General features: G+C 66.4%; 20 protein-coding genes and 1 pseudogene. 11 read left to right on the top strand and 10 right to left on the bottom strand.

Annotation, left to right across the window (positions count from 1 at the left end; translation table 11 throughout):
• Window positions 1-807: ATP-binding cassette domain-containing protein (locus tag Q4C89_RS09035; RefSeq protein WP_303102278.1), on the bottom strand; the 807-nt coding region annotated here is incomplete at its 3' end.
• A 105-nt stretch (window positions 808-912) separates the two neighbouring features.
• On the opposite strand from Q4C89_RS09035, the gene Q4C89_RS09030 reads away from it, so the two are divergent.
• From Q4C89_RS09030 to Q4C89_RS09020, 3 genes are read left to right on the top strand one after another with little or no spacing between them, the layout of a single operon-like run.
• Complete coding sequence (locus Q4C89_RS09030) at window positions 913-2,451, top strand: sodium:proton antiporter (protein ID WP_303102277.1); 1,539 nt, start codon at window positions 913-915, stop codon at window positions 2,449-2,451.
• 22 nt (window positions 2,452-2,473) lie between these two features.
• On the top strand, window positions 2,474-3,505 hold the full coding sequence (locus tag Q4C89_RS09025) for an SPFH domain-containing protein (RefSeq protein ID WP_303102276.1): 1,032 nt from the start codon (window positions 2,474-2,476) through the stop codon (window positions 3,503-3,505).
• Between the two features lie 3 nt (window positions 3,506-3,508).
• Entirely contained in the window at window positions 3,509-3,982 is a 474-nt protein-coding gene (locus Q4C89_RS09020) for an NfeD family protein (RefSeq protein WP_303102275.1), read from the top strand.
• 242 nt (window positions 3,983-4,224) lie between these two features.
• Here the strand turns inward: Q4C89_RS09020 and purB are convergent, their stop codons facing one another.
• Window positions 4,225-5,532: an adenylosuccinate lyase gene (purB, locus tag Q4C89_RS09015; protein ID WP_303102274.1), complete on the bottom strand. Its 1,308-nt coding sequence runs from the start codon at window positions 5,530-5,532 to the stop codon at window positions 4,225-4,227.
• 54 nt (window positions 5,533-5,586) lie between these two features.
• Complete coding sequence (locus tag Q4C89_RS09010) at window positions 5,587-6,420, bottom strand: ion transporter (RefSeq protein WP_303102273.1); 834 nt, start codon at window positions 6,418-6,420, stop codon at window positions 5,587-5,589.
• Window positions 6,421-6,502: 82 nt separating this feature from the next.
• Here Q4C89_RS09010 and Q4C89_RS09005 point away from each other — a divergent pair, with 82 nt between their 5' ends.
• The gene (locus Q4C89_RS09005) at window positions 6,503-7,315 is read left to right on the top strand and encodes an inositol monophosphatase family protein (RefSeq protein ID WP_303102272.1); all 813 of its coding nucleotides are present in this window, start codon (window positions 6,503-6,505) and stop codon (window positions 7,313-7,315) included.
• 14 nt (window positions 7,316-7,329) lie between these two features.
• On the opposite strand, the gene Q4C89_RS09000 is transcribed toward Q4C89_RS09005, so the two are convergent.
• Window positions 7,330-7,764, bottom strand: coding sequence for a hypothetical protein (locus Q4C89_RS09000; RefSeq protein ID WP_303102271.1), 435 nt, complete (start codon window positions 7,762-7,764; stop codon window positions 7,330-7,332).
• A gap of 70 nt (window positions 7,765-7,834) precedes the next feature.
• Here Q4C89_RS09000 and Q4C89_RS08995 point away from each other — a divergent pair, with 70 nt between their 5' ends.
• The 5 genes from Q4C89_RS08995 to Q4C89_RS08975 all read left to right on the top strand — a co-directional run bounded on the left by Q4C89_RS08995 (window position 7,835) and on the right by Q4C89_RS08975 (window position 12,729).
• Window positions 7,835-8,011: a hypothetical protein gene (locus Q4C89_RS08995; protein WP_303102270.1), complete on the top strand. Its 177-nt coding sequence runs from the start codon at window positions 7,835-7,837 to the stop codon at window positions 8,009-8,011.
• A 36-nt stretch (window positions 8,012-8,047) separates the two neighbouring features.
• Window positions 8,048-8,962: a histone deacetylase gene (locus tag Q4C89_RS08990; protein WP_303102269.1), complete on the top strand. Its 915-nt coding sequence runs from the start codon at window positions 8,048-8,050 to the stop codon at window positions 8,960-8,962.
• Window positions 8,963-9,097: 135 nt separating this feature from the next.
• Window positions 9,098-9,742, top strand: coding sequence for a Crp/Fnr family transcriptional regulator (locus tag Q4C89_RS08985; protein ID WP_303102279.1), 645 nt, complete (start codon window positions 9,098-9,100; stop codon window positions 9,740-9,742).
• Window positions 9,743-9,836: 94 nt separating this feature from the next.
• The gene (locus tag Q4C89_RS08980) at window positions 9,837-10,865 is read left to right on the top strand and encodes a DNA double-strand break repair nuclease NurA (RefSeq protein ID WP_303102268.1); all 1,029 of its coding nucleotides are present in this window, start codon (window positions 9,837-9,839) and stop codon (window positions 10,863-10,865) included.
• A gap of 43 nt (window positions 10,866-10,908) precedes the next feature.
• The gene (locus Q4C89_RS08975; RefSeq protein WP_303102267.1) at window positions 10,909-12,729 is read left to right on the top strand and encodes an ATP-binding protein; all 1,821 of its coding nucleotides are present in this window, start codon (window positions 10,909-10,911) and stop codon (window positions 12,727-12,729) included.
• Between the two features lie 122 nt (window positions 12,730-12,851).
• On the opposite strand, the gene Q4C89_RS08970 is transcribed toward Q4C89_RS08975, so the two are convergent.
• Together Q4C89_RS08970 and Q4C89_RS08965 are read right to left on the bottom strand one after the other, a co-directional pair.
• A complete protein-coding gene (locus tag Q4C89_RS08970) occupies window positions 12,852-14,036 on the bottom strand; it encodes a permease prefix domain 1-containing protein (RefSeq protein ID WP_303102266.1) in 1,185 nt (394 codons plus the stop codon).
• Window positions 14,033-14,362: a PadR family transcriptional regulator gene (locus Q4C89_RS08965; protein ID WP_303102265.1), complete on the bottom strand. Its 330-nt coding sequence runs from the start codon at window positions 14,360-14,362 to the stop codon at window positions 14,033-14,035. The genes Q4C89_RS08970 and Q4C89_RS08965 overlap by 4 nt, the downstream gene beginning before the upstream one ends.
• A gap of 147 nt (window positions 14,363-14,509) precedes the next feature.
• Between Q4C89_RS08965 and Q4C89_RS08960 the strand changes: the two genes are divergently transcribed.
• Window positions 14,510-15,085 (top strand): hypothetical protein, encoded by a 576-nt coding sequence (locus Q4C89_RS08960; RefSeq protein ID WP_303102264.1) that lies wholly within the window; start codon window positions 14,510-14,512, stop codon window positions 15,083-15,085.
• A gap of 70 nt (window positions 15,086-15,155) precedes the next feature.
• Here Q4C89_RS08960 and Q4C89_RS08955 read toward each other — a convergent pair whose 3' ends face one another.
• Together Q4C89_RS08955 and hisD are read right to left on the bottom strand one after the other, a co-directional pair.
• Window positions 15,156-15,707, bottom strand: a complete 552-nt coding sequence (locus Q4C89_RS08955) for an antibiotic biosynthesis monooxygenase (RefSeq protein WP_303102263.1) — start codon at window positions 15,705-15,707, stop codon at window positions 15,156-15,158.
• Window positions 15,704-17,014 (bottom strand): histidinol dehydrogenase, encoded by a 1,311-nt coding sequence (gene hisD / locus Q4C89_RS08950; RefSeq protein WP_303102262.1) that lies wholly within the window; start codon window positions 17,012-17,014, stop codon window positions 15,704-15,706. Before hisD ends, Q4C89_RS08955 begins: the two co-directional genes overlap by 4 nt.
• A 56-nt stretch (window positions 17,015-17,070) precedes the next feature.
• Between hisD and Q4C89_RS15150 the strand changes: the two are divergent.
• Window positions 17,071-17,541 (top strand): annotated as a pseudogene (locus tag Q4C89_RS15150) (AAA family ATPase).
• Between the two features lie 39 nt (window positions 17,542-17,580).
• On the opposite strand, the gene Q4C89_RS08935 reads toward Q4C89_RS15150, so the two are convergent.
• Window positions 17,581-18,198, bottom strand: coding sequence for a hypothetical protein (locus tag Q4C89_RS08935; RefSeq protein WP_303102259.1), 618 nt, complete (start codon window positions 18,196-18,198; stop codon window positions 17,581-17,583).
• A partial coding sequence (locus Q4C89_RS08930; RefSeq protein ID WP_303102258.1) for a phosphopentomutase occupies window positions 18,195-19,337 on the bottom strand: 1,143 nt, incomplete at its 5' end. The genes Q4C89_RS08930 and Q4C89_RS08935, both read right to left, overlap by 4 nt.

Raw genomic sequence — 19,337 nt, 5'->3', positions numbered from 1 at the left:
GGCGCGGTGGCCGTTGCGGAACACCTCGGCGTGGTGAAGCTGGACGAGCGCGGATGGCGGATGGCTGATAGCGGATGGCGGGAGCCTGAGCATCGTTTTGCCTTCTGCCCTCTGCCCTCTGCCCTCCGCCATCTGCACCCTTCCCCCTTCCACCCAAACCGTCCGCCACCCCACTTCCGGCACTTCCTCGGGCCGATGGGTCGCCAGGACCAGCGCCACACCCGAGGCGTGAACCTCGCGCAGCACCTCGCCCAGTTCGGCGCGGGCGGATTCGCTCAGGCCGTCGGTAAATTCGTCGAGCAGCAGCAGCGCGGGCTGGGGCATCAGGGCGCGGGCCAGCAGCACCCGCCGCCGCTGTCCGTGCGAGAGGGTGCGGAAATCGCGCTCCAGCAAGGGCTCTACGCGGGTCAGCGCCGCGACCCTTCTCAGGCAGGCCAGTTGCGCGGCGTCGGGTTCCCACAGGCGCAGGCTTTCGCCTTCGGCCCCCGCCAGCAGCACGTCGCGCACGGTCTGTTCCCAGTCGCGGGTCAGGTAAAAGGCTTCGGCGTCCGGTCCCACCACGCTCAGGGTGCGCCGCGCCTGCACCGCCGAGGGCTGCCGCTCACCCTTCAGGGCGTAGCGCCGCGTCCCGCCCACCGGAGCGACCTCGCCCGCCAGGAGCCGCAGCAGCGTGGTTTTGCCGCCCCCGTTCGGCCCAGAGAGCCGCAGCGCCTCGCCGGGATGCACGGTCAGCGATACGTCTTGCAGCAGGGTTTGCCCCCCGGCGACGACGTGGGCGTGTTCGAGTTCGACAAGCGGCAGCGGCACGCCCGGAGTCTAGGACGCGGCGCGGGCTTTTGGCCTGAGCGGGTCTATGTCGCTCCACCCCACTGTGCTCCACTTCCCCGCGTTGGAATCGGTATAAGTTTTTCCATGAGCCTCGCCTTTCCTCTCCTCATCATGCTGGGTGCGCTGGCGATAGCGGGTATCGCGCACCGCAGGCATATTCAGCCCGGTCTGGTCATCGTGCTGCTGGCCTCGGCGGTGTCGTTCATTCCGGGGCTGCCGCGCTTGCAACTGCCGCCCGAAGTCATTCTGGGCTTGGTGGTGCCGCCTCTGCTGTACTCGGCGGCGTACAACACGTCCATCGGGCAATTCAGGCGCAATCTGCAACCCATTCTGGCGCTGGGCGTGGGGCTGGTGGTGGTCACCACGCTCGTCGGGGCGTACTTTACGCACTGGCTGCTGCCCTCGCTGGGGCTGAGCATGGCCTTCGTGCTCGCCTCGGTGGTGTCGCCGCCCGATACCGTGACCACTGTAAGTCACGGGCGCGAATACGGGCTGACCCGGCGCGTGCAGAGCATCCTGATAGGCGAAAGCCTCGTCAACGACGCCATCGCCCTGACCCTGTTCGCGCTGGCGCTCAATGCCGTGGCGCACCAGCATGTGGTCAGTGAAAACCCGGTGCTGCTGTTTCTGTATCAGGCTGTGGTGGGACTGGCGGTGGGCACGCTGCTGGGCGCGGTCAGCAATGCGGTGCGCAGCCGGATGCAGCAGGCGCAGCTCGAGACGGCTTTCGGGTTCATCCTGCCTTTCGCGGCTTACCTCAGCGCCGAAGTCTTTCACGCGTCAGGCATTCTGGCGGTGGTGGCGGCGGCCTTTTGCGTGAGTCTGAACACGCTCTACGACCCCCGCGTCATCCACCGCTACACCTACCGCACCCGCCTTCAGGAAAGCCAGTTCTGGCCGGTGGTGGACACGCTGCTCGAAGCCTTCGTGTTCGCGTACATGGGCCTGCAACTGCGTTTCGTGCTGGACGACCTGCGGGCCTCGGGCGAGCCGTTCGGTCACACGCTGCTGGTCGGGCTGGCGGTCACGGCGCTCATCATGCTGGTGCGGATGGTCTGGGCGCTGGCGGTCTTTCACCCGCGTGTGCTGGCGTGGTTCGGGAAGCTGCGTGTTCGCCGGGGACAACGCGGGGGTGTACCGCGTCAGCCCGAGTTGCTGACGGGCCGCGAGAACGTGCTGATCGGCTGGACGGGGATGCGCGGCATCATCACGCTGGCGGCGGCGGCGGGTGTGCCGCTGACCCTGGAAAACGGCGAACCCTTTCCGGGGCGGGCCGTCATTCAGACGGTGGCCTTCATCGTGACCATCACCACGCTGCTGGTGCAGGGGGCGACGCTGCCGCTGCTCTCACGCCGGCTCCGCATAGACACCTCAGGGGACGCCGCGCAGGAAAAAGAGGAACTGGTGCAGGCGTACCGCACCGCCAAGACCGCGCCCGCCGACGACTTTCCCGCCCAGCGCCGAATGCTGGGCCAAGCCATGCTGAGGGGCGAGGTCCAAGAATCGGCGGCGCGCACCGTGATGCTCCGCCTGGACCTCGAACAGTCGGCCCAGACGCTCAGCGAGAAGGAGGCGCGAGGGGGCCGGGTGCCGGCTGGAACCTTCGACCCCCCTTCCTCGTAACGCTGAGTAAGGAGGCGAATTTATGGGATTTACCATCTTCGTGGTCGTGCTGCTGCTGCTCGTCATCATCACCCTGTTCGCAGGCATCAAGAGCGTGCCGCAGGGCAACGAGTGGACGCAGGAGCGCTTCGGCAAGTTTCAGCGCACCCTCAAACCGGGCCTGAACCTCATCATTCCGTACATCGACCAGATTGGGCGCAAGGTCAACATGATGGAGCAGGTCTTCGACGTGCCCAGCCAGGAAATCATCACCAAGGACAACGCGCTGGTCACGGTGGACGCGGTGGTCTTTTATCAGGTGCTCGACGCCGCCAAAGCGAGCTACGAGGTACGCAATCTGGAACTGGCGGTGCTGAACCTCACCATGACCAACATTCGCACCGTGACGGGCAGCATGGACCTCGACGAACTGCTCTCCAACCGCGACACCATCAACGCAAGGTTGCTGACCGTGGTGGACGAGGCCACGGAGCCGTGGGGCGTCAAGGTCACGCGCATTGAGGTCAAGGACATCAAGCCGCCCGCCGACCTCGTGGCGAGCATGGCCCGGCAGATGAAGGCCGAGCGTGAAAAACGCGCCAACATCCTCGACGCCGAGGGCTTCCGTCAGGCCGCGATTCTGAAGGCCGACGGCGAGAAGCAGGCCGCCGTGCTCAAGGCCGAGGGTGAAAAACAGGCTGCCTTCATGGAAGCCGAAGCCCGTGAGCGCCGCGCCCAGGCCGAAGCCGAGGCGACCCGCGTGGTCAGCCAGGCGATTTCGGCAGGCAACGTGCAGGCGGTCAACTACTTCATCGCCCAGCAGTACGTCGAAGCGCTGCGCGACGTGGCGAGCGCACCCAACCAGAAGACGTTGATTCTGCCTATCGAGGCCACCAGCGTGCTGGGGAGCTTGCAAGGCATTGCCGAAGTCGCCAAGGAAGCCTTCGGGGGCGGCTCCAGTCACCCCGCGCCCATGCCCCAAATGCCCCGCCCTGCCCAGCCCGTGCCCGTGCAGCCTCTGCGTCAGCCCGAGGCCCAGGTCGTGCCTGCCACGCTGCCCCGGAGACAGGAGTAAGCCGTGCCCGACTGGGTTCCCACCTGGCAATCCGTTCACCCCTGGCATTGGTGGGTGCTGGGGGCCATCCTGCTGATGCTGGAAGTCGCCGCGCCGGGCGTGTTCTTCGTGTGGCTGGCGCTGTCGGCCTTCGGGGTCGGCCTGCTGACCTTCGTGCTTCCCTTCATGGACGTTCCCAGCCAACTCCTGCTGTTTGCGGGCCTGAGCGTGGTCGCCGTGTGGCTGGGCCGCCGCTACGTTTCCCGGCTGGCGCTGGGGGGCAGTGAAGGCGAGGGCATCAACACCGGCGCTCAACGTCTGGTGGGCCGCACCGTGACGGTGGTGGTGCCTATCCACAACGGCCTGGGCCGTGTGCGGGTGGGCGACAGCGACTGGCGGGCGCGTGGCCCCGAACTGCCCGCCGGGACAGCGGTTCGCATCGTCGGCGTGGAGGGCACGACGCTGGTGGTGCAGGAGGAAAAACGCCTGACGGCCTAGAAAGCTTCTGGTGAAAGGAAAGCGCGTTCGGTGAGATTTCCCGAACGCGCTCTCCTTTCGCCCCTGTCAGGCTGGAATCGTCATCATACGGCTTCGAAAAATAGTTTGGGCATCCAAGCTATTTTTCCGAGCAGAGCGAGAAGAAGAAAAAGCGGGGCTGGGCGACGCGGACTTGCAAAGCTGCGCAGCAGAGCACATTCGGGCGCTTTCCTCGGATGTGCGGAGTAAAGCCCAGTTCCGTATCACATCCCGAAGCGGGCGTAAATATCGTCCACATGCCGCAGATACCACTGCAAATCGAAGGCGGCGTCGAGTTCGCTGTCGCTGAGCGGGCTTTCGGGGTCGGCTTTCAGCAGGTCGCGCAGGCCCTCGCCGGTTTCCCAGGACTTGAGGGCGTTGCGCTGCACGATGCCGTAGGCCGCCTCGCGCATCATCCCCTTGTCGTCGATCAGGGCGTGCAGCACGCGCTGCGAGAACACCAGTCCGCCCAGGTCGTTGAGGTTTTTGAGCATCCGGTCGGGGAAGACCACCAGGTCGCGCAGCACCCCGGTCAGGCGGCGGGTGGCGTAGCTCGCTCCGGCGGTGGCGTCGGGCAGAATCACGCGTTCGGCGCTGGAGTGCGAGATGTCGCGCTCGTGCCACAGCGCCACGTTTTCCAGCCCCGTGACCAGGAAGCCGCGCAGCAGGCGGGCAAATCCGGTCACGTTCTCGGTCAGGATGGGGTTTTTCTTGTGAGGCATGGAGCTGCTGCCCGTCTGCCCCTTGCCGAACGGTTCCATCGCCTCGCGCACTTCGCTGCGTTGCAGGTGGCGAATTTCGACGGCGATGCGTTCGAGCGTGCTGCCCAGGATGGCGAGGGCGGCCAGCACCTCGGCGTGACGGTCACGGGCGAGGGTCTGGTTGGTGACGGGCGCGGCCTGCCAGCCCCAGCTCGCCGCCACTTCTTCCTCGATGCGCGGCGACACGTGGGCGTAAGTGCCCACCGACCCCGACAGCATCACGACCCGAATGCGCTGGCGGGCGGCTTCGAGGCGTTCGAGGTCGCGGTCTAAGGTCGCCATCCAGTTCAGGAACTTGAGGCCGAAGGTCATCGGCTCGGCGTGGATGCCGTGGGTGCGGCCCACCGTGGGCGTGTGCTTGTGGGCGGCGGCCTGGGTGCGGCACACGTCGCGCAGCGCCTGCACGTCGGCGATGATGATGGTCAGCGCCTCGTCCAGCAGCAGGTTTTGGGCGGTGTCCACCACGTCGGTGCTCGTCAGGCCGTGGTGAATGAAGCGGGCTTCCTCGCCGTAGCGCTCGGTCAGGGCGCGGGTAAAGGCGACGATGTCGTGACGGGTGACGGCCTCGATTTCGGCCACTTTTTCGGCAAAGGCGTCGTCCAGGGGGTCGGCGGCGCTCTTGCGGGTCAGCACCTCGAAGGCTTCCTGCGGCACTTCGCCGTGCTGGGCCTGCGCCTGCATCGCGCTCAGTTCGACCTTGAGCCAGGCGCGGTACTTGTTGGCTTCGCTCCAGAGGACTTTCATTTCGGGCGTCAGATAGCGGTCAATCATCTTTCTTCAGCGTAGCAGTCACCACGCTCTGCCCCCACGAGAGGTTGCGCCTTCTTACCCCGGCAGATTCTCGCCGCAGCGTTTGCAGAACTGGGCGTCGGTGTCGTGTTTGCTCAGCCCGCACTGGGAGCAGACCCGGCCCCGGCGGGCTTCGCGGGCTTCCTGAAGGCCGACGGTGACGATGCCCGTGGGCACGGCGATGATGGCGTAGCCCGACAGCATGGCGAGGGTGGCGATGAATTTGCCCAGGCCCGTCTTGGGCGAGATGTCGCCGTAGCCGACAGTGGTGACGGTCACGACCGCCCAGTAGATGCTGGTCGGAATGGAGGTAAAGCCGTGCTGCGGGCCTTCGACCATGTACAGCAACGTGCCGAACACGATGACCATAGACAGCACCGAGATGAAAAAGACGATGATCTTCTCGCGGCTGGCCTGAAGTGCCTCGCCGATCAGCGCCGCCTGGTCGGAGTAGCGGGCGAGTTTGAAGACCCGGAACACCCGCAGCAGCCGCAGCGCCCGCACCACCAGCAGGTATTGCGTACCCGGAAACAGCAGGCTGAGGTACGACGGCAAGATGGTCAGCAAGTCCACCAGACCGTAGAAACTCAGGGCGTAGTGCAGCGGCCGCCGCGCCGCCAGCAGCCGCCCCAGATAGTCGAGGGTGAACAGCACCGTGAAGACCCACTCGGCCCAGCGCAAGCCCCGGCGGGTCAGGGGGGGCAGCCCCGAGACGCTTTCGAGCATGACCGCCAGCACCGACGCCACGATCAGGACAATCAGCACTTTGTCGTAGTTGCGGGCGGCGGGGGTGGACAGGCCGAAAATGAGGTCGCCCAACCAGCGCCGCCAGGGAGCGCGGTGGTCAGGAGCGTGCGGGGGCGGGGTCACGGCGGCAAAGATAGCGCCAGAGCGACGTGCGACCCGCTGTCATGGGGCGGGCTGTCGTATGGCTGGCCGTTATGCTGCCCGCATGACCTCGCCCGACCTGAACCCTGCCCTGCCCACCGACCCCACCCAGGCCCAGGCCCTCGCCACAGCGGTGGCGGCGGCCCGCGCTGCCGGGGCCATTCACCTGCGCCATCTGGGGCAACTGACGGGCGTGGGCACCAAGTCCAGTCCTGCCGACCTGGTCACGGTGGCCGACGCCGAAGCGGAGCAGGCCATCCGGCAGGTGATTGCCGCCGCCTTTCCCACGCACGCCATTCTGGGCGAGGAAGAGGGCGAGACGGGTACGGGCGACTGGCGCTGGGTCATCGACCCACTGGACGGCACGGTCAACTTTGCCCACGGCTACCCGGTCTTCTGCGCGTCGGTGGCGTTGGAATACCAGGGCGAGGCAGTGGTGGGTGCCGTCTATGACCCAGGCCGCGACGAACTGTTTACCGCCAGCCGGGGGGGCGGGGCCTTCCTGAACGGGCAGCGCCTTCAGACCAGCGCCGTGCCTAGCCTGTCTGCGCCGCCGCTGATCGCCACCGGGTTTCCCTACGACACGTCGGGCGAGCGCAATCTGGTTCATGTCGCCAAGCTGCTGCGGCGCGGCATCCCCGTGCGCCGTCCCGGAGCCGCTGCCCTTGACCTGTGCAACGTGGCCTGCGGGCGCATGGACGCCTACTGGGAAATCGGGGTGCAGCGCTGGGACGTGGCGGCGGGGGCGCTCATCGTGCGTGAGGCGGGCGGGGAGGTGTCCGACCTGTCGGGGCAGCCCACCCCCTACGGCGAAACCATCGTGGCGACGAACGGCCCCCTGCACGCCGAATTGCTGGAGCTGCTGAACGCGGACTGAGCAAGGAACCCGGTTTACTCGGGCAATTCCCCGATGTTCCAGCCGTCGATGGCGTCGAAGCGAATCGAGAGCGCGGGCAGGTGGAAGGTGCGCTGGCTCTGGTAGGTGCGTACGTCAATCAGGTACAGATGCTCAAAGTACACGGGGTCCTGGGCGTCGAGTTGCTCGGTGCTGTAGACCGTCTGTGCCGGAAACATGTCGAGCAGGCCGCGCACGATGTCGGGGTCGCTGCCCTGAGCTGCCCGCAGCACGTTTCTCAGGCGGGCGTTATAGCCGTCCGGCCCGGCAATCCGCCCGGAAATCATGGTGCCGCCCGTCAGGACGATGACCGGGGGAAACGACACTTCGGGAAATTCGCGGCCCTCCTGCCACTTGGGGTCGCGGGTGACCGTGCGAGCGGCTTCGCGGGCCATTTTCGCCTGGTAAATTCTCAAGTTATCTATAGACATACTGCCCAGAGTAACGGGTGCGCGGCTTTCTGTCCCGCCAGGCCACAGGCCCATGACTTTAGACTGAGACGTGCTCCTGGGACTCCTGATTCTGCTGCTGCTCAGCCTCAATCTGGGCGGCATCTTCAGCGCGGCGATGCAGTTCGGGCGGCAGGATTTTCTGGGCGGCCTCGGCACCCTGCTGGTCGTGGGCCTGCTGGACGCGGTGGGCTTCTGGCTGCTGGAAGAATTGCGGGGGCGACAGTGACAGACTTGGGCCACGCGAGCCTTTACCCTCCGGACTATGAGCCAGCCCCATCCTTACCGCGCCTACTCGCCCGCCGACTTCGGTTTCCCGCTGCCTGACGGTCACCGCTTTCCCTACTACAAATACGAAGGCGTGCGAAAACGGCTGGACGGTCTGCTGCCCATCCTGACCACGCCACAACTGACCTGGGCCGACGCGACCCGTGCCCACGACCCGCTGTGGCTGCGGCGCTGGCGGCGGGGCGAGGTGGAGAGGCGCGAGGAACGCGAGTTCGGGCTGCCCTGGTCGCCCGAGGTGGTCACGCGGGCCATGCGGGCGGCGGGCGGCAGTCTGGCGGCCCTGCACGACGCGCTGAACGTAGGCTGGGGCGCGAATCTGGCGGGCGGCACGCACCACGCCTTCGCCGACCGCGCCGAGGGGTTCTGTCTGGTCAACGATGCCGCCATCCTGACGCGGGTGGCCCACGACAAGGGGCTGGCGCGGCGGGTGGCGACCCTCGACCTGGACGTGCACCAGGGCAACGGCACCGCCCGCATCCTGATGCCGGAAATGGCGGCGGGCACGGCCTACACCCTCAGCATTCACGGCGAACGCAACTACCCTTTTCGCAAGGAGCGCAGTTCGCTGGACCTCGGCCTGGGCGACGACGTAGACGATGCCGAGTATCTGGACGTGCTGCGCGGGCAAGCACTTCCGGCGCTGGACGCCTACCGCCCCGACCTGCTGCTCTACCTCGCTGGGGCCGACGTGCTGGCGCGGGACCGGTTCGGGCGCTTTGCCCTGACCCTGGACGGCGTGCGCGAACGCAACCGCGCCGTGTTTGCCTGGGCACAGGCGGCGGGCGTCCCCATCGTGACCATGATGGCGGGCGGCTACAACCACGACCACGCCCTGACGGTCGAGGCCCATGCCAGCGTGGTGCTCGACGGCCTGGAGGTGCTGACGGACTAGCCTCGCTCTCCAGTCTTCAAGCCAGCTAAAGGTTCCGACTCATACCCGTCTTATCCAATCCAAGGATAATGTAAAAAGTAAAGCGGTTTACCGTATCTGCCCTTTTCCTGGAGGCTGCCCATGACCCCGTTTCCGATGACTCCGACGCCCCAAGTTCCCCAGCCTCTCCATGCGGCTCCCGACCAGCACCGCGCCGTCCGGCGTGGCGAGACGCTCTACTACGCGGGTGACCAGTCGCTCACCCTGTACCGCCTCGAATCGGGCCTGCTGCGGGCTGTGCGCCTGACCCCCCAGGGCCGCACCCTCACCGTGCGCCACATTCAGCCCGGTGACATTTTTGGCGAAGAAGTCCTGCACGCCCAGCCGCGCACCCACCAGCTCGTCGCGCTGACCGACGCCGTGGTCACGCCGCTGCACGTCGAACAACTCAGCGTGCGTGACCTGTGGGACGTGACCCGCAGCCTCAGCACCCAGCTTCAGCGGGCCATGAACGACGGCATTCACGTTCAGGACGGCGACCTGCGCGAGCGGATCGCCCGCTACCTGCTCAGCCTGGCCGATTCGAGTCTGGGCGGAGTCCACCCCGGCGGGCAGCGTTTCGTGCGGGCCACCCACGAACTGATTGCCGAGGGCACCGGAGCCACCCGCGAAAGCGTGAGCAAGCTGATCGGCGAAATGCGCGACGACGGTCTGCTGCTCCCCGCCTACCGCTGCCTGACCCTCACCGATGAAGCCGAGTTGCGGCGACTGAGCGGCGCAGAGGCGAGCGCAGAACAGTAACGCCCGCTGCTCGCTGGGCCGGGACGATGGCCTCGGCTCTTTTTGCTTTGGGGATATACGCCCTGAACATGCCGAGTGCCGTACAATCTTGCCCATGCGTATTCGTCTGGACCCCTGGCCTATAGACACTCTGGACGGACAACTGGGGATGAAAGGCTTCGAGGGTGAGCTGGTCGATATGGAAAGCCCCCGCTGGGCGGCGGTCCCCGCCAAGCCCATTCCCGAGAAATTGCGCGAGGTGTACGTCGTGGACGGCAGGCGGCGCATGGAGTCGCGCATCTTCATCGAGGACGACGCGGGCAACGCTGGCGTGGGCGGCTTCGGGGCCTATGTGGCGGGGGCCGTTAAACTCTGTCCGCACGGTTCCCAGCCCGCCACCCTGGAAGAAGTGCGGGCGCAGCGGGTGCTGGCCTACGCTCCGGGGTTGCAGGTGGACCCTTACATCCTTTCGCCGCGCCACCCGCAGACGGGCACCCTCGAATACCTGCCGCTGGCGTGCGAGACGGCTGACCCGCTGGCTCCGCTGCATATGGTGCAGCAGGCCATGCTGAACGCCGAGCAGTGGCTTTCGCACACGCTGGCCTCCAAGGTGCCCTTCGACGAGTCGGACGAGCGCGAAGAACTCACCTCGCTGACCCTGCAAGACGGCACCCTGCGCTCCAGAAACCTGGGGGGGGCCGTGGTCGGCTGCGTCAAGACCATGCAGACCCAGTATCTGCCGCCCGACCGCGCCGCCCTGCTCTCCGAACTCCGCCCCGGAGAACGTACCCCCATCCTGCACCTGAAATACAACGGCGGGCGGTTTACCCGCTTTACCTGGTATGTGCGGCTGTGCGAAGCGCCGTTTTACCTGCATCCCATGAGCGGCGTAATGCGTCTGGAAATGTACGCACCCGACGAGCCGGATTTTCTGCCGCCGATTGTCCGCAAGGTCGCCAACCTCTCCGGCAAGCTGCTGTGCCGACTGGCGAGTGCGCCGCACAAAGACCCCCGCGCCCCGCAGAACCTGATTCCGACCGCCGCCCTCGAACACGCCATGAGCCGGGCGATGGGCAGCTCTGAACTCGTGACCCGCCGCATTCGTGGGCACCTGGCGCGGGAAATCGGGCGAGTCGAGGGCTGAGGAACGGACGATGACGCAAGATGGACAGCGGAAGATGGCAAACATGAAACTGACCCCCCGCCCCCAAGCTCCCGAAGCCCCGCCCATAGGCCGCGTGCTGGGCACCGAGGACGTGACCCCCAACCAGTTCTGGTTTGCCGTGTCGCCCGGCGCGAACGTGGCCCTCGACGACCTGGTGGTGGTGCAGACCCAGCGGCCCGACGGCAAGGCCGTGACCTTCTACGGTCAGGTGGACAACGTCCGCAAGCGGCACGAGGGCGTGGCTTTCGAGAGCGATGTGGAGGACGTGGTGGCGGGAATTCTGCCCGCGTCGGTCAGCTACGCGGCGCGGGTGCTGGTCACGCGGGTGGCCCCCGAACAGTTCATTCCGCCGCAGCCGGGTGATACCGTGCAGCACGCGACGGGCGCGGCGCTCGACATGGCCCTCAGCGCCGACAAGATGAGCCTCAAGTTTCCCGGCGGCCTGCTCTCGGACGGGCAGACCCTGCCCATCAACTTCAAGTTCGTCAACGGCGAATCGGGCGGACACGTCAACATTTCCGGCATTTCGGGTGTGGCGACCAAGACCAGCTACGCGCTGTTTTTGCTGCATTCCATCTTTACCAGCGGCGTGATGGGCGCAGAGGCGGCGGCGGGCCGGGCCATCATCTTCAACGTCAAGGGCGAGGATCTGCTGTTTCTGGACAAACCCAACAACCGCGTTGGCGAGCGCGAAACGGCGGCCCAGACCGAAAAGGGGTACGCACAAGACCGTTACGCCCTGATGGGCCTGCCGCGTGCGCCCTTCGCGAGCACGCAGTTTCTGGCCCCGCCCCGCAGCGCCGCGCCGGGGGCCGCCATCGTGCCGCACACCGACCAGCGCAGCGACGGCGTGACGCCCTTCATCTTCAGCCTGCGCGAATTCTGCGCCCACCGCATGCTCCCTTACGTCTTTTCGGATGCGTCGGGGAGCCTGAACCTCGGCTACGTCATCGGCAACGTGGAGGAGAAACTGGCACGGTTGGCGAATGCCCAGAGCGGCAGCGGCACGCACCTGACCGTCACCGACTGGCGGCCCGAGGAGCAGGACGACGTGCCCGAAGGCATCGAATGGGGCGACATGGGCGGCATCCAGATCAAGACCTTCGACCATCTGATTTCTTATCTGGAATACAAACTGCTGGAAGAAAACGACGGTGCGGGCGACAAAAAATGGGTGCTGAACCAGTCGCAGGGGACGCTGCGGGCCTTTACCCGCCGCCTGCGCGGGGTGCAGAAGCACCTGGCCCCGTTGGTGCGCGGCGACCTGACCGAAGCTGAGGCCGCCAAGTACCGCCCCAACCTGCTGGGCGGCAAGCAGCTGAGCGTGGTGGACATCCATAATCTGTCCGGCCCCGCGCAGATGTTCGTGGTGGGCGTGCTGCTGCGCGAAGTCTTTGAATTTAAGGAAAAAAACGGGCGGCAAAATACGGTGTTCGTGGTGCTGGACGAACTCAACAAGTACGCCCCCCGCGACGGCGACAGCCCCATCAAGGACGTGCTGCTCGAAATCGCTGAGCGCGGACGCTCTCTGGGCATCATCCTGATCGGGGCGCAGCAGACTGCCAGCGAAGTCGAGCGGCGCATCGTGTCCAACGCCGCCATTCGCGTGGTCGGGCGGCTGGACATGGCCGAAGCCGAGCGGCCCGAATACCGCTTCCTGCCCCAGAGCTTTCGCCTCCGCGCCGGAATTTTGCAGCCCGGCACCATGCTGGTGTCTCAGCCCGACGTGCCCAGCCCCATGCTGGTGCAGTACCCCTTCCCGGCCTGGGCCACCCGCAAGGACGAGGTAGACGACCTCGGCGGCAAGACGGCGGCGGAATTCGGGGCGAGTCTGCTGCGGTGAGTGGGAGAGAGCAGAGAGCAGGGAGACGAGGTTGCCCGCCCCCGCTCCCCCTCTTCATTTCTGCCAGCTGGCCTTGAGCAATTTCACTTCGTCCGGGGACACGGGCAGGTACCTGATATTTCTCAAGTCGGACGTGTCGAGGCGGTAGAGCAGAGCGGCGTGCTGCCTTTTGGTGCTGGCCTGCACGAGTTCCTGAGGTGTGCGGACAATGTGGGGGAGAGAACTTTCCCATCCTCACCGACACCGATGGGTTGTGGCAGTTTGCCCTGGCGCACAGACGCAACGCCGAGCGTGTAGAAGCGCTCAGTGATGCCGCAACAGTTTTTGTCGGGTGCCAGGAAATCCCCATTGGACACTGTGGCGTACATCGTGTTTTCAGGGGCGGCCACAAGCATGTCGGGGTGGCTTGCCCCATTTCCGCTCTCGAACCAAGCCAAACGGACTTGCTGGGCCGTGTTCGTGACCTGGGGAGGGATGGCCTTCTCCAGTTCGGCGAGGAGCTGTCTTTGCAGCAAGGGAGCGAGGAGGTCACCCGTTGCCAGTGGGGTTTCCTTCGTTCCGAGTTGCACTTTGACGCTGCCAATGGTCAGTACCGGGTTGACCGTGCCACTTAGGCGGGCGGGGCCATCCACCAGGCTCAACACCTTTTCCAGGGTGACGTGTTTGAGGGCGTAGAACTCTCCGCCAATCATCCGCGAGTCCTGTGAAAAGTCGGCGGAGCGTGATTCGCCATTAGGCAACTTCACCGTTACCAGGCCATTGTCTGCACTCAGCACCCCCATGCCGCCTTCCCGCAACGCCGCCACCAAGTCGCTCAGCCGCAGGTAGCGGTTCGGATTGGGCTGCATGGCGAGGCAGTCGGCCTTGGCCTTGGCGGCGCTGCCGAGTCGCTCGACTTCCTGCCGCTTGTACTGGGCCATTTGTGGCGGGGCTTTAGCAATGGCGGCGGGGCTGTAGTCGCACAACGTTTCCAGATAAGTCTGCTCAGCCCTCGGCGTAGGCATGGCCCGCACCGCTGGAATCTGGGCGGCAGCTTGCAGGCCCAGAGCGCTCGCCAGCACGATAAACAGCGCGACTTTGGCCCCTTGTGGCACGCTGTGGACGGCGCTCAGTTCACGGGAAATGGCAGCGGGAGAACCGAGATCACGCAATGCGGCGCGTTCGGCTTCGGGAGTGGTCATTCCCAGCAGGGTGTAGCGGTAGATTTTGTCCTCTACTGCGCCGCGCAGCTCCAGAACAGCGTTCCTTCTGGCCTTTCCCCACAGCCCCCGCGTGGCGACCCGCAAAAATTTCTCGGTGTCGTTCATGCCGTTCCTCCAATCACGCCGCGCACGGCAGCACTGAAACGCTCGTACTTTTCGCGTTGCTCGCGCAGTTCGTCCAGGCCGCTTGGCGTCAGGGTATAGACCTTGACCGGAGAGCCGCCGCGTGGGAGCTGCTGGAACTCGCCGCGAATCCAGCCCGCCTTTTCCAGACGGTGCAGCGCTGGATAGAGCGTGCCTTCGCGCAGGCTGAAATAGCCATCCGTCGCCGCCTGCACGTCCGCGATGATTTGCCCACCGTAGCTCGGCCCGCCCTCCAGGGTGGCGAGGAGCAGAAGGTCAAGGTGCCCTTTGAGTTGCTGTGCGTCCATAGTTCTCCTTTCCATGACGATGAAAGGCATCGGTATGCGATGTCTCCTGAGAAGCATCGTAAAGCAAGGGGCATCGGAATACAAGGATGTGGGTGGCTTCACTTTTCGGCGGACGCTCCCGCCCACCCTCTTCTCTACACTGCCCGCATGACCCGCTCGCGCCTGCTGACCGTCTGGGCTGCCCTCTGCCTGCTGGGGGCGCTGCTGCTGTGGGGCGTGACCCTGCTTGAGTTGTCCTTTGCGGGACACAGTTGGAACGACTCCGGCCCCTGCCCCTATAGCCCCGCCGACCGCGTGGGCTATGGCCTGGGCGGGTTCAGCTTTTTCTGCGGCGGCCAGCGTATGCCCGGTGCTCATCCCAGTTATCCGCTGGTGGTGGCGGCGCTGGCACTCAATACGCTGCTGCTGTGGCTGGCGCGGGGTCGGGGCGAACAGGTGCGGCGCATGGGCCGGGTGAGCCTGTGGGCGCTGCTGCTGACGCTGGGCCTGGGTTGGCCTGTCCTGAAAGGAGTAGAGCGGGTGCAAAACAGCTTTCTGGCGGGCGGCGAGGTGGTGGCGGTGGACACTCGCCCGGCCCTGTTCTCTGCTAGGCGCTGCGAGGTGCGCCCGGAAAACGGCCCCTGTACACAGGTCGGCAGGCTGACGCTGCCCAATCCGGTGGCCTGGGGTCTGCTGGGCCTGGGCCTGACGGGGGCGGCAGGACTGCGGCGAGGTCGCCCGTAACCCTCCGCCGGAACTCGCGTTTGTCGTGCGCTATGTCCTTTCAGTCTGCCGGGTCAAGTGCTGGCCGCTTTTATCCCTCACTCAGCCACCCCGCCGCCGCCCGCGTCGCCAGTGGCATAAACAGGTAGGTCATCAGGACGACGACCAACAACGACTGCACCAGTACTCGGGGCGGCAGGGGCCAGTGTCCGAGGTGCGGCCCCAGCAGCCAGTTGAGGCCCAGGCTGACCGGATAGAGCACGCCCAGCGTGAGCAGCGCCATTTTCCAGCGCGGAGGCTGGCGCAACGTGGGCGCGGCGGGCGGCGTGAACCAGAAGTCCAGCCCCGGCTGCCGCTCGAAACTGACGTGTTCGTCCACCACGGCGTCCATGCGCCTGAGCCAGGCGAGGCGCTCGGGCGACTGTTCCCAGGCGGCGGCGCTGTCCACGTCGTCGAAGCGGGCCATCAGCGTGTATTCGCGGTCTCCGGTGGCGGGGCGCACGATGCCGGTTCCCCGGTGCCCCGGCATACGGGCAAGCATGGCGATGCCCTCGGCCAGCAGCACTTCGTACTCGGCTTCCTTGCCCGGGCGAATGCGGCGGCGAATGACCAGACTGACCGGGTCGGTCTGCACCTGGGTCATTTCAGCCGACTTTCCACGGCGCGGGCGTGGGCTTCCAGTCCCTCGGCGCGGGCGAGGGTGGCGGCGGCAGGCCCGATGCGGCGCAGGGTTTCCTCGTTCACGCCCACCACGCTGATGATGTTCTGAAAGTCGCGCACGTTCACTGGACTCATGAAGCGGGCGGTGCCCCCGGTGGGCATCACGTGGCTCGGCCCCGCCACATAGTCGCCCAGCGCTTCCATGCTGGCCTCGCCCACGAACACGCCGCCCGCCCGCCGCACCTGTCCCAGCAGGCTCCAGGGGTCGCGGGTCAGCAGGCAGAGGTGTTCGGGGGCGTAGAGGTTCGCCAGCTCCAGCGCTTCGGAAAGGTCACTCGCCAGCACGACCTTCATGCGGGCGTCCACGCTATCCCGCGCCCAGGAGCGGTTGGGTTCGGGCAGGTTTTCGAGTTGTTCGTTGAGTTCAGTCTGCACCCGCAGCAGCAACTCACGGCTGTTAGAGACCAGCACCGGCTCGGCCCCGTTGTGTTCGGCCTGGGCCAGCAGGTCGGCGGCGACAAAGCGCGGGTCGGCAGAGTCGTCGGCCACCACCAGCGTCTCGGTCGGCCCCGGCAGGCTCTCGATTCCGGCCTGACCGTACACCATGCGCTTGGCGATCACCACGAACAGGTTGCCCGGCCCGGCAATCTTGTCCACCGCCGGAATGCTGGCGGTGCCGTAGGCGAGGGCGCCGATGGCCTGGGCACCGCCCACCTTGAAAATGCGCGTGAGGCCGAGTTCGCGGGCCGCCACCAGAATCGCGGGGTGAACCTGACCGTCCTTGCCGGGCGGGGTCGTCACCACGATGTCGGGCACGCCCGCCACCTGCGCGGGCACCGCCGTGTGAATCAGGGTGGAAATCAGCGGCGCGAGGCCACCGGGCACATACACGCCGACCCGTCCCAGCGGGCGCACCAGCTGGCCCAGCGCCCCGTCCGGCCCGTGTTCCAGAAAGCCGTGCGCGGGCTGCTGCTCGTAGAAGGCCCGCACCCGCTCGGCGGCGAGGCGGATGGCGGCGTGCAGGTCGGGGTCCACCTGCGCGGCTTCCAGTTCGGCGGCGGACACTTCCAGGGCGTCGGGACGGCTGCCGTCCAGTTTTTCCGTCCAGTCACGCAGAGCGTCGTCGCCACGCTCACGCACGTCGGTCAGGATGCGTTCCACGACCTGCTCGGGAGTCAGGCGTTCCCCGAAAGTCTGTTCGATGCGCGAAAGCACCGCGTCGGGCACGGGAATCTGCGAAAAGCTGCGGGTCAGGGCGGCGCGGGCCTCACGGCCTTGAAGCACTTGCATGGGGAGAGGATAGGCGCGGCGGGGCAGAGACACGTCCCAGCCCCTAGACTGCCCCCATGCCCGGCACCCTGCACGTCCTTCACGGTTACATCGGCGCAGGCAAAACCACGCTGGCGCGGCGGCTGGAGCGCGAGTTGCCCGGCATCCGCTTTTCGGCGGACGAGTGGATGGTGTCGCTTTATGGAATTGACCCGCCAGAAAGCGAGTACCGCGCCGCCCAGGAACGGGTGCGCGGCCTGCTGGAAACGTGCTGGCGGCGGTGTCTGGAACTCGGGCAGCACGTCATTCTGGACGGTGGGGCCTAGAAACGCTCGGAGCGCGACCACTTGCGGGCGGTGGCGGCAGAGGTGGGGGCCGAATTTCGCCTCTACGCCCTGTCGCTGCCCGACGAGGAAGCGCTGGCCCGTGTGCTGGCCCGCAACGAGAGTGAGCCGGGGCACCTGTACGTCGCGGAGAACACCTACCACGTGTTGAAGGCGCACTTCGAGCCGCTGGGCAAAGACGAGGCGGCGGAAACGCTCCGATGAGAACCGCTTTGCCTGCTCTGGAAGGCGACAGTTTCGTCTTTACCCGGCCCGCCGCCGCCCCTTGCCGCCGCTCTGCCGCCGGGGTGGGGCGCTGATGCCTAGATTGGCTTCAATGGGGCCGAAGTCGGTGGGCTGAATCAGCCGCAGCAGCCGATGCGGGGCCGCTTGCTCGATATACACGTAAGCCCCACCGGGCCGCAGAAAGTAGACGTAGGCGCTCTGCCCGTCCACCTCCACGTCCGCGAGGCGCTGAATAAGGGCTTTGCCGCCTGTCAGCCGCGCCTCGGCCCGCTCCTGGCCTTCCAGGGTGCGGAGCCAAACCAGCAGACTGACCGGGTCGTGGTGGTCCACGGTCAGTGGCGTCTGCGCCTCGTCGCGGCCCTGCCGCAGCGTGACGACCCCGGCGCGGTGGTCGAAATTCGTCTCGAAGCTGGCGCGTCCGCCGTCGCCCTCGGCATAGTGCAGGCTGCTGAGGGTGCGGGCGTGCATCCGGCTGGTCTGCACCCGGCGCACCTCCGGCAGCACGCCGCCGAACTCGGTCTGCACGCGGGCCGTCAGCGTACCGCGCTCACCGTGAATGGCCCAGTTCTGTTGCCCGGCGTAGCGCCCGCCCAGCGTCAGGGTCATGGCGAAATTCTCAGCCGCGGGCAGGGTCATTGCAACTGCTTCCAGAAGGAGGTGCCGGGGCCGTCCCAACTCGCCCCCAGCGCTTCCGCCACCGTCGCCCCCACGTCGGCAAAGGTTTCGCGTTCGCCCAAATCCCGCGCACCCAGGCCAGGGCGGTAGGCCAGCAGCAGCCCGTATTCGCGGGTGTGGTCGGTGCCGTGCCAGGTGGGGTCGTTGCCGTGGTCGGACAGGATGAGGAGCGTGCCGCCCCCAGGAACCGCCGCCAGCAGGTCGGGCAGGGCGCGGTCAAATTCAGCCAGGGCGTTGCTGTAGCCCTCGGGGTCGCGGCGGTGCCCGAATTTGGCGTCGGTGTCCACCAAGTTGGTGAAAATCAGGCCGTTCACGCCCGCCTGCATCCGCGCCAGCGTCTTGCGGATGCCGTCAGCGTTGTCGTCGGTGTGGATGCTTTCGGTAAACCCCTGGCCCGCGTAGATGTCGGGAATCTTGCCGATGCCCACTACGTCCCGCCCCGCCGCCTTAATCGCGTCCAGCACGGTGGGGGGCGGCGTCAGCGAGAAATCTTTGCGGTGTTCGTTGGCCCGCTCAAAGGGATGCTCGCCCCGAAACGGACGGGCAATCACCCGGGCGACGGCGTATTCGCCCTGCAAAATCTCGCGGGCCGCTTTGCACCATTCATACAGCGTTTCCAGCGGCACCACGTCCTCATGCGCGGCAATCTGAAACACGCTGTCAGCGCTGGTGTACACGATGGGAGAGCCCGTCTTGACGTGTTCTTCCCCGAAATCCCGAATCACGTCGGTGCCGCTGTAAGGCTGGTTGCACAGGTGACCGCGCCCCGTCGCCGCGTCGAATTTGTCCATCACGGCAGGCGGAAAGCCGTCGGGGAAGACCTGAAACGGGTGCTGAAGCTGCACGCCCATAAATTCCCAGTGGCCCGTGCTGGTGTCTTTGCCTGGGCTGACCTCGCGCATCCGCCCATATGCGCCCACCACGTCCGCGTCGGCGGGAATGGTCTGGGCCGAAGTCTGCACCGTCGGCACGCGTCCCAGGCCCAGGCGGGCGAGGTTGGGGAGCGGCACGGGGGCCTTTTCCAGCGTGTGGTTGAGGGTATGTGCGCCCTTATCGCCAAACTGCTCGGCGTCGGGCAGTGCCCCCGCCCCCACGGAATC

The organism is Deinococcus sp., from assembly GCF_030523985.1.
In the GTDB taxonomy this organism is placed as follows: domain Bacteria; phylum Deinococcota; class Deinococci; order Deinococcales; family Deinococcaceae; genus Deinococcus.
The sequence above is the reverse complement of the archived record's forward strand: the minus strand, read 5'-3'. Positions and strand labels throughout refer to the sequence as shown.

What these genes read in the sequence shown, in the direction of transcription:
- Q4C89_RS09030 (WP_303102277.1), top strand. Translation starts at nt 913, where the DNA reads ATGAGCCTCGCCTTTCCTCTCCTCATCATGCTGGGTGCGCTGGCGATA.
- Q4C89_RS09025 (WP_303102276.1), top strand. Translation starts at nt 2,474, where the DNA reads ATGGGATTTACCATCTTCGTGGTCGTGCTGCTGCTGCTCGTCATCATC.
- purB (WP_303102274.1), bottom strand. Translation starts at nt 5,532, where the DNA reads ATGATTGACCGCTATCTGACGCCCGAAATGAAAGTCCTCTGGAGCGAA.
- Q4C89_RS09005 (WP_303102272.1), top strand. Translation starts at nt 6,503, where the DNA reads ATGACCTCGCCCGACCTGAACCCTGCCCTGCCCACCGACCCCACCCAG.
- Q4C89_RS09000 (WP_303102271.1), bottom strand. Translation starts at nt 7,764, where the DNA reads ATGTCTATAGATAACTTGAGAATTTACCAGGCGAAAATGGCCCGCGAA.
- Q4C89_RS08990 (WP_303102269.1), top strand. Translation starts at nt 8,048, where the DNA reads ATGAGCCAGCCCCATCCTTACCGCGCCTACTCGCCCGCCGACTTCGGT.
- Q4C89_RS08985 (WP_303102279.1), top strand. Translation starts at nt 9,098, where the DNA reads ATGACTCCGACGCCCCAAGTTCCCCAGCCTCTCCATGCGGCTCCCGAC.
- Q4C89_RS08980 (WP_303102268.1), top strand. Translation starts at nt 9,837, where the DNA reads ATGCGTATTCGTCTGGACCCCTGGCCTATAGACACTCTGGACGGACAA.
- Q4C89_RS08975 (WP_303102267.1), top strand. Translation starts at nt 10,909, where the DNA reads ATGAAACTGACCCCCCGCCCCCAAGCTCCCGAAGCCCCGCCCATAGGC.
- Q4C89_RS08970 (WP_303102266.1), bottom strand. Translation starts at nt 14,036, where the DNA reads ATGAACGACACCGAGAAATTTTTGCGGGTCGCCACGCGGGGGCTGTGG.
- Q4C89_RS08965 (WP_303102265.1), bottom strand. Translation starts at nt 14,362, where the DNA reads ATGGACGCACAGCAACTCAAAGGGCACCTTGACCTTCTGCTCCTCGCC.
- Q4C89_RS08960 (WP_303102264.1), top strand. Translation starts at nt 14,510, where the DNA reads ATGACCCGCTCGCGCCTGCTGACCGTCTGGGCTGCCCTCTGCCTGCTG.
- Q4C89_RS08955 (WP_303102263.1), bottom strand. Translation starts at nt 15,707, where the DNA reads ATGACCCAGGTGCAGACCGACCCGGTCAGTCTGGTCATTCGCCGCCGC.
- hisD (WP_303102262.1), bottom strand. Translation starts at nt 17,014, where the DNA reads ATGCAAGTGCTTCAAGGCCGTGAGGCCCGCGCCGCCCTGACCCGCAGC.
- Q4C89_RS08935 (WP_303102259.1), bottom strand. Translation starts at nt 18,198, where the DNA reads ATGACCCTGCCCGCGGCTGAGAATTTCGCCATGACCCTGACGCTGGGC.